The 14,365-nt window shown below is 65.1% G+C and carries 13 protein-coding genes; 5 read left to right on the top strand and 8 right to left on the bottom strand.

The window, feature by feature from the left end; translation table 11 throughout:
* Positions 1 to 171: 171 nt before the first annotated feature.
* Positions 172 to 858: a fumarylacetoacetate hydrolase family protein gene (locus M3465_RS14595; protein WP_249502733.1), complete on the top strand. Its 687-nt coding sequence runs from the start codon at positions 172 to 174 to the stop codon at positions 856 to 858.
* A gap of 3 nt (positions 859 to 861) precedes the next feature.
* Here M3465_RS14595 and M3465_RS14590 read toward each other — a convergent pair whose 3' ends face one another.
* Both M3465_RS14590 and M3465_RS14585 read right to left on the bottom strand, forming a co-directional pair.
* A complete protein-coding gene (locus M3465_RS14590; protein WP_249502509.1) occupies positions 862 to 1,866 on the bottom strand; it encodes a GT-B fold glycosyltransferase domain-containing protein in 1,005 nt (334 codons plus the stop codon).
* A gap of 61 nt (positions 1,867 to 1,927) precedes the next feature.
* Entirely contained in the window at positions 1,928 to 2,641 is a 714-nt protein-coding gene (locus M3465_RS14585) for an SIMPL domain-containing protein (RefSeq protein WP_249502508.1), read from the bottom strand.
* Between the two features lie 153 nt (positions 2,642 to 2,794).
* Here M3465_RS14585 and M3465_RS14580 point away from each other — a divergent pair, with 153 nt between their 5' ends.
* Positions 2,795 to 5,083 (top strand): hypothetical protein, encoded by a 2,289-nt coding sequence (locus M3465_RS14580; protein ID WP_249502507.1) that lies wholly within the window; start codon positions 2,795 to 2,797, stop codon positions 5,081 to 5,083.
* A 113-nt stretch (positions 5,084 to 5,196) separates the two neighbouring features.
* Entirely contained in the window at positions 5,197 to 7,074 is a 1,878-nt protein-coding gene (locus tag M3465_RS14575) for a monovalent cation:proton antiporter-2 (CPA2) family protein (protein ID WP_249502506.1), read from the top strand.
* Positions 7,075 to 7,126: 52 nt separating this feature from the next.
* Here M3465_RS14575 and M3465_RS14570 read toward each other — a convergent pair whose 3' ends face one another.
* The 5 genes from M3465_RS14570 to M3465_RS14550 all read right to left on the bottom strand — a co-directional run bounded on the left by M3465_RS14570 (position 7,127) and on the right by M3465_RS14550 (position 12,224).
* On the bottom strand, positions 7,127 to 7,645 hold the full coding sequence (locus tag M3465_RS14570) for a CarD family transcriptional regulator (protein ID WP_249502505.1): 519 nt from the start codon (positions 7,643 to 7,645) through the stop codon (positions 7,127 to 7,129).
* 275 nt (positions 7,646 to 7,920) lie between these two features.
* A complete protein-coding gene (gene fdxA / locus M3465_RS14565) occupies positions 7,921 to 8,259 on the bottom strand; it encodes a ferredoxin FdxA (protein WP_249502504.1) in 339 nt (112 codons plus the stop codon).
* A 49-nt stretch (positions 8,260 to 8,308) separates the two neighbouring features.
* Positions 8,309 to 8,689, bottom strand: coding sequence for an RNA-binding S4 domain-containing protein (locus tag M3465_RS14560; protein ID WP_249502503.1), 381 nt, complete (start codon positions 8,687 to 8,689; stop codon positions 8,309 to 8,311).
* Between the two features lies 1 nt (position 8,690).
* Entirely contained in the window at positions 8,691 to 11,627 is a 2,937-nt protein-coding gene (locus tag M3465_RS14555) for a helicase-related protein (RefSeq protein WP_249502502.1), read from the bottom strand.
* A 39-nt stretch (positions 11,628 to 11,666) separates the two neighbouring features.
* Complete coding sequence (locus M3465_RS14550) at positions 11,667 to 12,224, bottom strand: tetratricopeptide repeat protein (protein ID WP_249502501.1); 558 nt, start codon at positions 12,222 to 12,224, stop codon at positions 11,667 to 11,669.
* A 79-nt stretch (positions 12,225 to 12,303) separates the two neighbouring features.
* Between M3465_RS14550 and M3465_RS14545 the strand changes: the two genes are divergently transcribed.
* Together M3465_RS14545 and M3465_RS14540 are read left to right on the top strand one after the other, a co-directional pair.
* On the top strand, positions 12,304 to 12,594 hold the full coding sequence (locus tag M3465_RS14545) for an SCP2 sterol-binding domain-containing protein (RefSeq protein ID WP_249502500.1): 291 nt from the start codon (positions 12,304 to 12,306) through the stop codon (positions 12,592 to 12,594).
* A complete protein-coding gene (locus tag M3465_RS14540) occupies positions 12,594 to 13,535 on the top strand; it encodes an alpha/beta fold hydrolase (RefSeq protein ID WP_249502499.1) in 942 nt (313 codons plus the stop codon). Before M3465_RS14545 ends, M3465_RS14540 begins: the two co-directional genes overlap by 1 nt.
* On the opposite strand, the gene M3465_RS14535 is transcribed toward M3465_RS14540, so the two are convergent.
* Positions 13,532 to 14,317 (bottom strand): HpcH/HpaI aldolase family protein, encoded by a 786-nt coding sequence (locus M3465_RS14535; RefSeq protein WP_249502498.1) that lies wholly within the window; start codon positions 14,315 to 14,317, stop codon positions 13,532 to 13,534. The two genes, M3465_RS14540 and M3465_RS14535, sit on opposite strands and share 4 nt — an antisense overlap.
* Between the last annotated feature and the right edge of the window lie 48 nt (positions 14,318 to 14,365).

The following is a 14,365-nucleotide window of genomic DNA, read 5'->3' as shown; positions in this document are numbered from 1 at the left end:
CGCGCCGCAGCCAAGTGACCCAACGTCACGCAATAGCCACGCTTTCGCGACCTCGCTCAAATCGCCTCTGGCGCGGCCTGCGCTTTACGGTGCAATCTGCCGATGCAAGCATCTGATCGAAAGGCGAAACATGCGTTCAAGACAGGTCCGGCACGCATGGCGCTGCGCAAGATGAACCCCTATGTGATCCCCCCGCCGACACCCGTTTCCCTGCCGGTCTCGGGAACCGATGCGCGATTTCCGGTGCGCCGTGTCTATTGCATCGGACGCAATTACGCGGCCCACGCGGTCGAGATGGGGCACGATCCGGATTGCGAGCCGCCTTTCTTCTTTCAGAAGAACCCCGACAACCTCGATCCGTCGGGCAACTTTCCCTATCCCCCGCGTTCAAGGGACGTTCATCACGAGGCCGAGATGCTCGTTGCGCTGAAATCCGGCGGGCGCGGCATCGCGGCCCGTGACGCGCTGGATCACGTTTTCGGCTACGGGCTCGCTCTCGACATGACGCGCCGCGATTTGCAGGCGCAGGCCAAGAAACAGGGGCGCCCCTGGGAAATCGGCAAGGCATTCGAACGCTCCGCCCCCTGCGGCGCGATCCACCCGGCCGAGGATGTCGGCCACCCGGCGCGCGGACGCATCGCGCTGTCGGTCAATGGCGCGTTGAGGCAGGAGGGCGACCTCAACCAGATGATCTGGAAGGTGCCGCAGATGATCGCTTACCTGTCGGACTATTTCACGCTTTCAGCGGGCGATGTGATTCTGACCGGCACGCCTTCGGGCGTCGGCCCGGTCGGGCGCGGCGATGTGCTTGAAATGTCGATCGACGGTCTGGGGCATCTGACGGTGCGGGTCGACTGAGCCCTAGACCAGCCAGAAGCCGTTTTTCTTGATCCTCTGCCGAATGGGCTGTTCCCGGCTCGGCAGGTGATCGCGGTCGAAGAGCGCGCGCACCTTGCGACCCCGCCCCTGATAGATCATGCGCTTGAACGGCTCGTATTCCTTGAGCAGTTTCTTCACCGGGTTCGGCGCGGCGATCCGTTCCAGCAGATCGACCGTATCGTCGCTTTCACGCGCATAGAGCAGCGGCATGTTGCGGTAATGCACGCTCACCCGCCCGTCGAGCCAGCCGGGTTCGAGCGCATCGCGCCCCCCGCCGAGCTTGTGGACGACGAGCGGCAAGGCGATCTGGTCGAGCCACGGCATCAACGGCTGGCAAATCAGTTCCTCGGGCGGATCGTTTCGGATCGACAATGCCATATCGAGATAGGCGCGCCCGAACGCATGCGGGCATTTGTAGAAGAAGAAACCGGCGTTGAAATAAAGGTAGCGCCGCCAGTATTCATCAGGCTGTGCAAGATCGAGCGAGCTTTGGAAATCGAGCCCGAACCGGTCGTAAAGAGATTTCCAGATCGCGCCATATCCCGGCCCGTAAAGTTCGATCTGCGGCCATGTGCCTTCGACCCGCAGGGAGGCGGCAGGGCGCGTGAAATCGAAGGGCACATCGTTCAGATCGCCGGTGATGAGCGTGTCGGTATCGAAAAAGACGAAAGGCTCTCCTTCGGGCAAGGCGAACAGGGCTTCGATCTTGTTGCCAAAGGGGTACTCGGCGCCGAAGTGATGGCTCTCGAAGGGCAGGATCGTCGCGCCCTGCGCCGCGATCATCTCGCGCAGCGGCTCCGGCCGGATCGTCGGATCGTTCGGCCAGAGAGGGCCGGGCTGCGGTTCGGCGACATGCAGGCGAAACCGCGTGCCTTGCGTGCTGTGTCGCATCGAAAGCGCGAATAGCAGCGCCTCATGTGCGAGGCGCCCCATCTGGCCGATGATGAGGACATTGACCTGTTTCGGTTTGGCCGGGCGGCGTGCCATGAGGTTCCTTGGGCGGGCTGCTCTTTTTACGTGGCACTATAGGCCCGCCGCGCCGGTGCGACTAGGGGTCCGATGACGGCGCGTCGATCTCGAAAACAAGTGTGACCTGCGCGCTGAGCTCTGTCTCGCCCTCGGCCACGGGAACTCCGGCATCGGAAGCACGCGCCATGCCGAACATCTCGGGGCGCGGCCCCTGCCCGCCGCTTTCGGACAGTGAGACGAGCCTGCCAAGCTCGACACCTGCGGCCTCCGCATAAAGCTCCGCCCGTGCGCGGGCATTGGAAACCGCCTTGCGGCGGGCCTCGTCAAGCAGGGGCTCCAGGTCGGACAGCATGAATTGCAACCCGCCCAGCGTATTCGCGCCGTCCTGCAGCACCGCATCCAGGACATCGCCAAGCCGCCCGGTCTCGCGCAGCCTGACGGTGACGCGGTTGCTGGCCTGATACCCCTCGATCCGGCGGCGGCCCGTCTCGTCCGGCCGGTTCCAGAGCGGATCGAGCGTGAGATCGGAGGTTTTGATGTCACGGGCGGCAACATCGAGAGATGCGAGCCGGTCCAGAATGGCAGCGGTGATGCGCGATGCCTCGTTCATCGCCTCCGCCGCGCTTTCGGCCTCGCTTTGCGCGCCGAGGGTGATCACGGCCATGTCGGGCACGGCCGATACCTGCCCTTCCGCGGTCACGGTGATGCGTCCGCGCTCCTGCTCCTGCGCATGCGCCATCTGGACCGCCCCGCAAAGCGCGATCGCGGTCAGGATCGAAAGGAATTTGCTCATCTCAGCCTCGTCAATATCTCCTGATCGTTACCATCTTCCCGCCCGGTGGCGATGACAAGCGCTGTTATCCCCTTGCGCGAAAGGTTGCTTTGGCCGATCAATGATCTGCCCGGTCGACTCCCATCCTGCGCGAAGGGCTGTTAAAATATCGTTATGACCCCTGATTTCGCCCTATCCCTGTCCTTCAACGGCATTTCCCTGCTGCGCCGGGTGCCCGGCGGCTGGGCGCGTGTCGGCGATGTCGCGCTGGATTCGGAGGATTTGCGCATGTCGCTCGGTGCGCTGCGCACCGAGGCCGATGCGTTTCCCGGCAAGGCCGCGCAGGTCAAGCTGGCGCTGCCGAACGAACAGATCAAGTATCTTGATCTGCCCGATCCCGCGCTGGAGGGCGCAGCCTTGATGGATCACGTCCGCGCGGCGCTCGACGGCGCGACGCCCTATGAGGTCGCGGATCTGAGTTTCGACGTCTCGCGCGACGGCGGGCGGCTTCAAGTCGCGGCGGTCGCCAACGAGACGCTGAACGAGGCGGAAGCCTTTGCCAAGAGCCATCATTTCGAGCCGGTCTGCTTTGTCGCCGCGCCACCGGAAGGGGCGTTTTCCGGCGAGGCGTTTTTCGGCCCTGCCGCGAGTTGGACGGGGCCGCCGCCCGAGAAGGACGATGAGGCGATCAGAATCGTCGAGGCGCCCGAAGATCCGGCCCCGCTGGACGCGGAGGATGAAACAGCCGCTCTCGCCCCCGGTGCGGCGGACACGCCGGATGCCGTGCCACCGGAGGATGATACCCCGCCCCTCGCCGTCCTGACCCCCGAGGATGCGCCTTCCGCGCCCGCCTTCACGTCGATCCGGGCCAGCCGTTCCGATTTGCCGCCCGTGCCAAGTGAGACGCCATCGGTGACGGCGGATACCGGCACTCCGGTTAAACCGCGCTTCCGGCTGGGCGGCGCGACGAAGGGTGCCGAGCCTCAGCCGCTCGAAACCCCGCCCGAGGAAACGTTGCGCGCGCGCCCCGATGCGCGGCCCCCGGCCAGCCACGAGCCGGAGGAGCCGCCCTTCGAGGAATCGCAACATTACAAGGACGCGCGCGCCGCCGTTGCCCGTATCGCAGCGATGCGCGCCGGGCGCGATCCGAACGCTGCGCCCGCGCCGGAGGGCGATGCCCCGCCCAAGGCCCGGCGCGGGGTTTTCGGCGCGGCGGCGCAGACGGAGATTGGCGGCAAGCCGCGCTATCTCGGCCTGATGCTGACCGCCGCGCTTCTGGTCCTGATGCTCGCCGTGGCCGCATGGGCCAGCGTCTTTACCGAGGATGGGCTGTCAGGACTTTTCAAACGCGATGACGCGCCGTCCATTGCCCGGATGCCGGATGTCGAACTCGAACCGATCGACGGATCGATCACCGAAGCGCCCAAGCCGGAAGCCGAAGAGATCGCCGCGCTGGAGGTCGGCCCCGATAAGACGCCCGACACCGCGCTGTCCGATCTATTGCCGCCCCCCGCCGCGCTCAGCCCCGAGGAAGCCGATGCACGCTATGCTGCGACGGGGATCTGGCAGCGCGCGCCCGAAGCGCCGGATGTGCCATCTCTGACCACGCTCGACGATCTGTATGTCGCCTCCATCGACAGCGCGGTCGAGCCGCATGACGCGGTGGCCTTGCCGACAATCGACCCGAAGCGGCGCGATGACGGCTTCCTCGCCCTGCCGAACCCCGCCCCCGCCGGCACGCCGTTCGATCTGGATGCACGCGGTCTGGTGATCGCGAAACCCGAGGGCGCGCTGAATCCCGATGCGGTGCGGATCTTCGCCGGCCTTCCGCCCGTGGTGCCGCCGGCACGGCCCGGTGCGGCCCCGCCCGATCCGGCCGACGATACCGATGCGGTCATCGCCAACGCCGTGCTTCAGGGCTTCCGCCCTCGCCTGCGCCCCGAAGGGCTGATCGAGGGGAACGAACGCGCGCTGCTTGGCGGGCGAACCCGCGCGGAACTGGCCGCGCTGCGCCCCGCCGCCCGGCCCGAAACACTGAAGGCTGCCGAGGAAGAGGCGCAACCGGAAGCCACGCAATACGCCGTCGCGCAATCGCTGTCACCGGCGCAGCGGCCCCGCGATATCGCCCGGATCGTCGAACGCGCCCGCGCCGCGCAACAGACGCGCAGCGCGCAGGTCGCCGCCGCGGCACCGCGCAGCGTGCAACCACGGATACCGTCTTCGGCCAGCGTGTCGCGCCAGGCGACCTCGCCGAACGCAATCAATCTGCGCAAGATCAACCTTATCGGCGTTTACGGAAAACCGGCGAACCGGCGCGCGCTCGTGCGGCTGCCCAACGGACGGTTCCAGAAGGTCAAGGTCGGCGACCGGCTCGATGGTGGGCGCGTGGCCGCGATCGGCGACGACGCGCTGCGCTATGTCAAACGCGGGCGCAACGTGGTTCTGGGAATGCCGGACGGCTGAACGGCGCGGTTCCGCCTCACGCGCAGGCGGTTGACAGGAATTTCAACAGGTTCCGGTTGCGCTTGCACCGCTGTTCCCGGCATCTTGCGGATGTATAACGAGGCAGTCTGACAATGGGCGAGTTCCTTTTCCTGGCATCGGTGTTCCTTCTGGCCGCCGTGATCGCGGTTCCCATTGCAGCGCGATGGGGGCTTGGATCGGTGCTGGGATACCTGCTCGCCGGTGTCGTCATCGGGCCGGGCTTCGGACTGATCACCAACACCACCGATCTGCAGCATTTCGCCGAATTCGGTGTGGTGATGATGCTTTTTCTCATCGGCCTCGAACTCGAGCCCCGCGCGCTTTGGGACATGCGGCACCGGCTGATCGGTCTTGGCGGGCTCCAGATCGTGATGACGATGATGGCTGTCATGTTGGGCGCATTGGCGATGGGATTCCCCTGGCCGACGGCGCTTGCCGTGGGTATGATCTTCGCGCTCTCATCCACCGCGATCGTGCTTCAAACGCTCACCGAAAAGGGGCTGATGCAAACGAGCGGCGGGCGGTCCACCTTCTCGGTGCTGCTGACGCAGGATATTGCGGTCATTCCGATGCTGATCGTTCTGCCGCTGCTTGCCGTGGCGCATGATCCGACGATCAACGCCGATGGCTCCATCGCGCGGCATGTGGCGGAGGACGATCACGCACATGATGCGGCGATGTCGCTGGTGGCCGATCTGCCCGGCTGGGGCGTCACGCTCGTCACACTGGGGGCCGTGGCGCTCATCATCCTGGGCGGTGTCTACGGCGCGCGGCCGATCTTTCGCTACATCCACGCCGCCAAGCTGCGCGAGATGTATACCGCGCTGGCGCTGCTCATCGTGATCGGCATCGCTTTCCTGATGACGCTGGTGGGCCTGTCGCCGGCGCTCGGCACGTTCCTCGCCGGTGTGGTGCTCGCCAACAGCGAATTCCGGCACGAGCTTGAATCGGACATTCAGCCGTTCAAAGGGCTGCTGCTGGGGCTTTTCTTCATCACCGTCGGCGCGGGGATCGATTTCGCCCTGCTCTTCTCCGAACCGCTCACGCTGCTCGCGCTCACGCTTGCGCTGATGGTGCTGAAAGGCGTGATCCTTTATATCCTCGCGCGCGCTTTCCAGTTGCGGCACCGCGACCGATGGCTCTTCACACTCGGGCTTGCGCAGGCGGGCGAATTCGGTTTCGTGCTGATTTCCTTTTCACTGCAGCAGTCGGTATTGCCGCCCGCGCTGGGTGACAGGCTTCTGCTGATCGTGGCGCTGTCGATGCTGATCACGCCGCTGGCTTTCATGCTTTACGAATTCCTGTCTACGCGCATCCGCGATGGCGGCGAAAACCCCGAGCACGACACGATCGATGAACAGGGCGCGGTGATCATCGCCGGGATCGGGCGGTTCGGGCAGATCGTCAACCGGCTGGTGCAATCGGTCGGGGCCAAGACCGTGGTGATCGACAACAACCTGCAGACCATTCAGCTCATGCGCCGTTTCGGTTTCAAGGGATTTTTCGGCGATCCGCTGCGTCCGGACCTGCTGCACGCCGCCGGGATCGAGAACGCCCGCGTGCTGATGGTCGCGCTCGACGATCCCGATGCCGCCGAGCGGCTGGTGCATTACGCGCGCCGCATCCGTCCGGACATCCACATCGTCGCCCGCGCCCGCGACCGGACGCATACCTACCGGCTTTACCAGGCCGGGGCGAACGACATCGTGCGCGAAGTCTTCGACAGCTCCCTGCGTGCGGGGCGCTACGTCCTGGAAAATATCGGACTAAGCGAATACGAAGCGTCGGAAGCGGAAAAGCTGTTCTACCAGCACGACCGATATTCGGTGCGCGAACTGGCGGAGGTCTGGCGCTCGGATGTGCCATCGGCGCAGAACGAGGCCTATATTGCCCGCGCGCGCGAATTGGAGAAGGAACTTGAAGCCTCGCTCCTGTCGGCGCTCGAAAGCAGCAGCGACGATGCAGCTTGAATGAAAACGGCCCCGCTGCATAGCAGGGCCGCATAAATCAGTTAACGAGTTGTCAGGCTGCCGCAGCGGTGCGCGAATCGAGAACCTCGCCGATCTGCTTGGCCGCATCGAGCTCATCACCGCCGGAGACGGCTCCGACCTCGCGGGTCAGGCGTTCGAGCGCCGCGTCATAGAGCTGCCGCTCGGAATAGCTTTGCTCGCGCTGATCGTCCGCGCGGTGCAGGTCGCGCACGACCTCGGCAATGGCGATCAGATCGCCGGAATTGATCTTCTGCTCGTATTCCTGCGCACGCCGGGACCACATGGCCTTCTTGACCTTGGCCTTGCCCTTGAGCACCTTCATCGCCTGGCTCACCACATCCGGGGAGCTGAGCGACCGCATACCGATTTCCGTCGCCTTATGCGTCGGAACGCGCAGGGTCATCTTGTCCTTCTCGAAGGAGATGACGAAGAGCTCCAGCGTGATGCCGGCGATCTCCTGCTCCTCGATGGACACGATCTGACCCACGCCATGCGCCGGGTAGACCACGTAGTCATTCGGGCGGAATTCGGATTTCTTGGACTTGGACATTCAGAACCTTTCTTCGCATGCACGCATGGGACCAACATGGACGAGGGACGCAAAAGACGAACGGAGGCGCGAGCTTCCGGTCGTTTCAACGTCTGAACGCAGATTCGTCCCGCGCCTCGACGATCGAGGCGCGTATCCCACAGGTGTCATTCTGTGAAGGACTATAACACAGAAACGCAATGCGCGGTAGTCCGGCGTCAATGGCCGAAATATGACGCGAAATCAGGTGATTGCCCCTCACCCCGCCGCACCGGACGCGCGCGAAAGGCGAATCATCAACCGCCCTCGCCGGGCTTCTCGGAAAAATATTTCTCCAGCTTCCCCGGCTCGCCATCCTTCTCGTCCGCGTTCGGTAGCGGATCCTTCTTGGTGATGATGACGGGCCATTGTTCGGCATATTTGCGGTTGAACTCGACCCAGTTCTCCATGTCCGGCTCGGTATCGGGGCGGATCGCATCGGCGGGGCATTCGGGCTCGCAGACGCCGCAATCGATACATTCGTCAGGATGGATCACCAGCATGTTCTCGCCCTCGTAGAAGCAATCCACAGGGCAAACTTCGACGCAATCGGTGTATTTGCAGGCAATGCAATTGTCGTTGACGATGTAGGTCATGGGGAGAGTCCGTTCGTGCTTTGATGGCTAGCTAGTCCACCGGACGGAATCATTCAACCATGTCAGAGCGGGTTTGTTGCCAGGCGCGACGATCTTTCTTGGTCGGCCTGCCGCCGCCATCGTAGCGCGGTGCCTGGGGCTCTGCCCCGCGCGGCTCGGGCGGTGCGAGGTCTTCGTAAAGCGCTTGCGCCTCCAGCGCCGGCCCGCGCCGTTCGCCCATGGCGATCACCTTCACAACCCGCACATCCCGCGCCTGCGGAAAGGTCAGAACGTCCTCCGGGGAGACCGTATAAGCCGGTTTGGCGATCGGCTGGCCGTTCACACGCAGCTTGCCCGCCGAGACGAGCTTGGCGGCGATGCTGCGTGTCTTGAAGAACCGCGCGTGCCAAAGCCATTTGTCCACGCGCAGCTTATCGGGGGCGTCCGCCAAGTCAGTCCTTGTCCTTGAAACTCGCCAACGCGGCGGCAAAAGGATTGTCGGGATCGATCTTCTTTTCCTTGCGCGGCGGCTTGGCCTCGTAGCTCTTGGCACCCTTATCGCCGGCTTTGCCTTTCGGCTTGCCTTTGCCACGCGCGCCCTGCGGCTTGCCGCGCCCACCCTTGCCGCCATCGCGGCGCGGTCCCCGCTCAGGGCGATTGCCGCGCCATGTGAAGCGGTAGAACACTTCCGTTTCCGGCCCGGCAATCGCGGCATCCGGCACAGCGCCGGGTGAGATCTCGGTTTCCGAATTGACAGGCACGGGACGGCCTGGCAGCGGATCGTCCGGCTTGTCGGCGACAGGCGCGATCCCGTCCGCCGGCATCTCCGCCGCCTCGTTTGAGATATCCGCCGCTTCGGGGGCGGTTGCCGGATCGGGGTCGGTGCCCGGCGCGCCTTCCTGCGCGGTGTCCATGACCGGCGTGTCCTCGACCGGAACGGCACCGTCCTCTGCCGCATCCTGATCGGCCGCGACCGCCCCATCCGCACCCGGAACCACGGCATCGACAGCGCGCACTTTCTCGCGCTCGCCTTTCTCGGCGCGGTAGCCCAAGCCTTCCATCAGATCGGCGAACTGCTCCAGCGTCAGTCCGGTGATCGACAGCATATCCGGGTTCGCCTCGAACCCGCCGCGGCTGTCCTGCGCGCGCAGCAGATCGGCCAGCCGCTCCAGCATATCGATGCGGATCGCCCGCTGACCGGCGGCCCGGTAGCCGGCGATGGTGTGATGCTCCTGCGGCGTGCCCGGCGTGTTCGGCACCGTCACCAGCCCCGGCGGCGGCGCTTCGGGGAACATGTCGAGCCCCTTCGACAGGCTCCAAAGCACCAGACGCATCCGCGTCGGCGCGGGTTTGAGCAGAAGCGGCATGAAGATTGTGAACTGCCCGAAGCGCACGCCATGCTTGCGCAGCGCGCCGCGCGCATCCTGATCGAGCGCCTTCACATCCTCGGCCACGTCGGCGCGCGGCAGAACGCCCAGCGCCTCGACCATGCGGAACGCGAAACCGCGCGCCAGACCTGTCAGCGTCTCGTCATCGCGCAACTGGATCAACGGCTCGAAAAGCGCGGCGATCTTGCGGTCGATGAAATGCTGCAGGCGGCGCTGCACCTTCTGCGCCACGTCCGGCCCAGCTTCGTCATCGACAAAGGCGACGACGCGCGGGCTCAGCGGATCGCTTCCGGCCTCCAGCTTGCCGACCGCTTGCTCGCCCCACATGAGCCCGCCCTGTTCGGTGAAATCCATCTCAGTATCGGGCGCGTTGTAGAACCGGTCCGCCCTGAGATGAAAATGCGGCGCCAATGCCTGAAGCGACGCGGTCTTCAGCGTCTTGGCTTCCTGTCCGGTCGCGTCCTTGTCCTGACGGAACCGGAACCCTTCGAGCCTGCCGACGAATTCGCCTTCGACGGTAACCTCACCCTTGTCATTCACTTCGGCCAAAAGGGCCTCCTTCTGTTTCAACCGGCGCAAGAGCACGGATGTGCGCCGATCAACAAATCTCTGTGTCAAGCGCTCGTGCAGCGCGTCCGACAGCCTGTCTTCTACAGCGCGAGTCAGCCCGCGCCAATGGCTTTCGTCCTGCACCCACCCCTTGCGCTGCGCCACATAGGTCCATGTGCGGATATACGCCAATCGCTTCGATAACGTGTCAATGTCGCCATCCGTCCTGTCGATCCTGTTGACCTGCCGCGCGAGGAAATCGTCGGGGATCGCGCCGCGCTGGTGAAGATGCGAGAAGATAACGTCCAAGAGCCCGGCATGTTCCGAATGAGATATGCCGCGGAAATCGGGGATGCGGCAAACATCCCAAAGAAGCCGGATCGAACGCGGATCGGACGCGCGCGCCTGCACCTCCGCCACCTGGGAGAGCGCCTTGAGCGCCTGCAGATCGTCCGCCTCGCGCGCCTTCACCAGCCGCTCGTCATCCGGCGCGACCTCGAGCGAGGCGATGAGCGCGTCGACACTGCCGAAACGCAGATCGGCATTGCGCCAGTTGAGCTTTTTCAGCGGCGTGAAATTGTGATTGCAGATCGCCTCGACCCAATCGTCCGGGATCGGCCCGGCCTCTCCGGTCACGCCGAATGTGCCGTTCGACATGCCGCGCCCGGCGCGACCGGCGATCTGCGCCAGCTCGTTCGGCATCAGGGGGCGCATCCGCCGCCCGTCGAATTTCGTCAGCGACGAAAAGGCGACATGGTTGATGTCGAGGTTCAGCCCCATGCCGATGGCATCGGTCGCCACGAGGTAATCGACCTCGCCGTTCTGATACAGATCGACCTGCGCATTGCGCGTGCGCGGGCTGAGCGCGCCCATCACGACCGCCGCCCCGCCCTTCTGGCGGCGCAGCAATTCGGCAATCGCATAAACATTCTCGACCGAGAACCCGACGATGGCGCTGCGCGGCTGCAAGCGGCTGATCTTTTTCGATCCGGTATAGGTGAGCTGGCTCATCCGCTCGCGGCGCATGAACTCGACCCCGCGCACCAGCCCGGCAATCGGGCCGCGCATCGTGTCCGACCCCATGAACAGCGTCTCGTGCGTGCCCCGCATCCGCAGCAGCCGGTCGGTGAACACATGCCCGCGCTCGGGATCGGCGCAAAGCTGGATCTCGTCGATCCCGACGAAATCGCAGCCCATCCCCTCGGGCATCGCCTCCACCGTGCAGACCCAATAGGCCGCGCGCGGCGGCACGATGCGCTCCTCCCCGGTGACGAGCGCGACTACGGACGGACCGCGGATCGCGACGATCTTGTCATAGACCTCGCGCGCCAGCAGGCGCAGGGGTAGCCCGATCATCCCGCTGCGATAGCCGAGCATCCGCTCGATTGCGTAATGTGTCTTGCCTGTGTTGGTTGGGCCGAGAATGGCCGCAACCCGCGCATGTTCGGCCATGGTGCCTGCCTTCTGTTGCCTCTGGGGCGCGGGGGTGTATCAGAGCGACGTGCCGGAGACCTGCCGCTCCAGCCGCTCCAGCGCCGCTGTGGCACCGGGATCGTGCGGCCGAAGGGTCAGTACACGCGAAAAGGCGTCATAGGCAAGCTTGGGACGGTCCACCTGTTCGAGGATCGCGCCAAGCCCGCGCAGCGCGCCGAAATGCTGCGGATTGAGCGCCAGCGTGCGCTCCAGCGCATCGGCGGCCAGACCGATCCGTTCGGCGCGGAAATAGGCCAGCGCCAAAGCGTGCCAGCCTTCGGCGAATTCGGGCGCGTGATCGGTCAGCGCACCGAGATGCGCGATCGCCGCTTCCAGATCGCCGGTCTCCAGCGCGTCCTGACCGCGCTTGAGCAGGAAATCCATCGTCGGTGAGCCGGATTTCGCCCATTCGCGCCGCAGCTGCCGCTCCAGCCGCTCGGCGGCCTGCGCATCCTCGGCCGTGCGCAACTGCGCCAGCAGATCCTCGCCCGCGTCCTGCGCCAGCACCGGGCCGGCAAGGGCGGCGATCAGTAATGCCGCAACGGCAGATTTGTATTTGCCTATCATGGTCCTCATAACACGTATGAGTGTAACGCAGCGGCGGCAGATTGCCAGCGCCGCGCATCCGAAACGCGATCACGAAGGACACATATTGATGAGCGACGTTGTCACACAGGCGGTTGCCGGCATGAACGAAAAGCTGAATGGCGGCGGGATCGACGGCACGGCGCAGTTCAATATCGAGGGCGAAGGCAGCGTTTTCGTTGATGAAAACGGCGCCCGTGCCGGCGAAGGCAACGCGGATGTCACCTTCAACGCCGATGCCGACACCTTCCGCGAGATCTTCGACGGCTCGCTCAACCCGACGACCGCGTTCATGTCGGGCCGGCTGACCATCGACGGCGATATGGGCATGGCGATGAAACTGGCCGCAACACTCGCCTGATGACCGACCCCGCCCCCTTCCGCGCCGATCTGGCCCAGGGGCCGGACACAAGCGCGTTCTGGGTGCACAGCTCTGACGGGGTTCGCCTTCGCGTCGGGCATGCGAAGGCGCGCGGCGAGGCGAAGGGGACGATCTTCCTCTTCTCCGGGCGCACCGAATACATGGAGAAATACGGCCACACCGCGCGCAGTTGCGTGCAAAGTGGATTCGATCTTCTGGGCATCGACTGGCGCGGGCAAGGCCTGTCCGACCGGCTGGTGAGCGATCCGATGATCGGCCATGTCGATGATTTCGCGAGTTTTCAGAAAGACTGGTCCGCGATGCGCGCCTTCGCCGCTGCGCGCGAGGTGCCGAAACCGTGGTTCCTGATCGCCCATTCGATGGGCGGCACCATCGGGCTCAGGGCGCTGATGAACGGCGCCGATTTCCGCGCGGCGATGTTCTCGGCCCCGATGTGGGGGATCAATATTGGCTCCTCGCTCCGCCCGGCGGCGGTGTCGATTTCCTGGGCGGCGTCGCGGTTGGGACAAGGCCACCGGATCGCGCCGGGCATGTCCGCCAAGGCCTACCCCAAGGCCGAAGCGTTCGAGGACAACCTGCTCACCACCGACCGCGAGATGTATGACATGATGCGCCGCCATGTCGAGGCGGAGCCGCGCTTCGGGCTTGGCGGCCCCTCGCTGCAATGGCTTCGCGCCGCGCTCAAGGAATGCGACGCGCTGGCCAAGCTGCCCTCGCCCGCCCTGCCCGCTCTGTGCTTTCTCGGATCGCGAGAGAGCATCGTCGACACCAAACGCATCCGCGAACGGATGACGCATTGGCGCGGCGGCAAGCTGCTGCTCGTCGATGGTGCGAAGCACGAGGTTCTGATGGAGAAACCCGCCACCCGCCGGCAAGTCGAAGGCGCGGCGCTGTCGCTATTCTCCAGCCTGTCCAGTTAAGGCAGCCCGTTTTCGGCCTTGCCGATCTCATGCACCCCGCGCGCCTCTGCGGTGGCGCCGGCGCGCATCCAGCTGTGTTCGGAGGCGATGAAAAAGCAGCTCATACCGTAGCGCGCCCAGTCCCGCGCCTTTTGCGCATTGGCCACCCAGGACACATAGGCCTTGCCCGCCGCGGCGGCCGCGCTGCCCACCCGCTCTATCGCGGCGAAAAGCTGATCCGAGCTCTGGTTGTCGTGGCCATAGCCGACCGACAGGTCCGCCGGGCCGAGAAAGAGCGCATCGATCCCGTCCGTCGCGGCAATCGCGTCTGAGGCGTCCACGCCTTCGGGTTCCTCGATCTGCGCAATCACCACGGTTTCGGCCTGCGAACGGGCCAGAAGATCCGGCATCGATTGCGTCGCATAGCCCGCCCAGCGAGTCGATCCGGCATAGCCGCGCCCGCCCCCGCCAAACCGCGCCGCGCGCGCCACATCCGCCGCCTTGGCCGCGCTGTCCACATGCGGCACCACGACGCCGACCGCCCCGCAATCGAGCGCCTGAAGGATCTCGCGCGGGCTGGCATCGCCCACGCGGATCAGCACCGGGAAATCGAGCGCCCGGCCGATGGCGCAACAGGCATCCACCGCCGCGCGGTCGAACGGCGCGTGTTCGACGTCGAGACAGACGAAATCCAGTTCCGATTGCGCCAGCACCTCGACGATCTGGTAAGAGGGCGTCTTGAGGAACGTGCCGGCGAGCGGCACGCGCGATACGAGACGTTGGCGAAATCCGGCGATCTGCATGGGCGGCTCCCTTTTCGGATGGCAGCACCCTACGCCGCCCGCGCGGCT

The organism is Marivita sp. GX14005, assembly GCF_023370775.1.
GTDB lineage: Bacteria > Pseudomonadota > Alphaproteobacteria > Rhodobacterales > Rhodobacteraceae > Marivita.
This window is presented reverse-complemented; position numbering and strand designations above follow the sequence as displayed.

What these genes read in the sequence shown, in the direction of transcription:
- M3465_RS14595 (WP_249502733.1), top strand. Translation starts at nt 172, where the DNA reads ATGAACCCCTATGTGATCCCCCCGCCGACACCCGTTTCCCTGCCGGTC.
- M3465_RS14590 (WP_249502509.1), bottom strand. Translation starts at nt 1,866, where the DNA reads ATGGCACGCCGCCCGGCCAAACCGAAACAGGTCAATGTCCTCATCATC.
- M3465_RS14585 (WP_249502508.1), bottom strand. Translation starts at nt 2,641, where the DNA reads ATGAGCAAATTCCTTTCGATCCTGACCGCGATCGCGCTTTGCGGGGCG.
- M3465_RS14580 (WP_249502507.1), top strand. Translation starts at nt 2,795, where the DNA reads ATGACCCCTGATTTCGCCCTATCCCTGTCCTTCAACGGCATTTCCCTG.
- M3465_RS14575 (WP_249502506.1), top strand. Translation starts at nt 5,197, where the DNA reads ATGGGCGAGTTCCTTTTCCTGGCATCGGTGTTCCTTCTGGCCGCCGTG.
- M3465_RS14570 (WP_249502505.1), bottom strand. Translation starts at nt 7,645, where the DNA reads ATGTCCAAGTCCAAGAAATCCGAATTCCGCCCGAATGACTACGTGGTC.
- fdxA (WP_249502504.1), bottom strand. Translation starts at nt 8,259, where the DNA reads ATGACCTACATCGTCAACGACAATTGCATTGCCTGCAAATACACCGAT.
- M3465_RS14555 (WP_249502502.1), bottom strand. Translation starts at nt 11,627, where the DNA reads ATGGCCGAACATGCGCGGGTTGCGGCCATTCTCGGCCCAACCAACACA.
- M3465_RS14550 (WP_249502501.1), bottom strand. Translation starts at nt 12,224, where the DNA reads ATGAGGACCATGATAGGCAAATACAAATCTGCCGTTGCGGCATTACTG.
- M3465_RS14545 (WP_249502500.1), top strand. Translation starts at nt 12,304, where the DNA reads ATGAGCGACGTTGTCACACAGGCGGTTGCCGGCATGAACGAAAAGCTG.
- M3465_RS14540 (WP_249502499.1), top strand. Translation starts at nt 12,594, where the DNA reads ATGACCGACCCCGCCCCCTTCCGCGCCGATCTGGCCCAGGGGCCGGAC.
- M3465_RS14535 (WP_249502498.1), bottom strand. Translation starts at nt 14,317, where the DNA reads ATGCAGATCGCCGGATTTCGCCAACGTCTCGTATCGCGCGTGCCGCTC.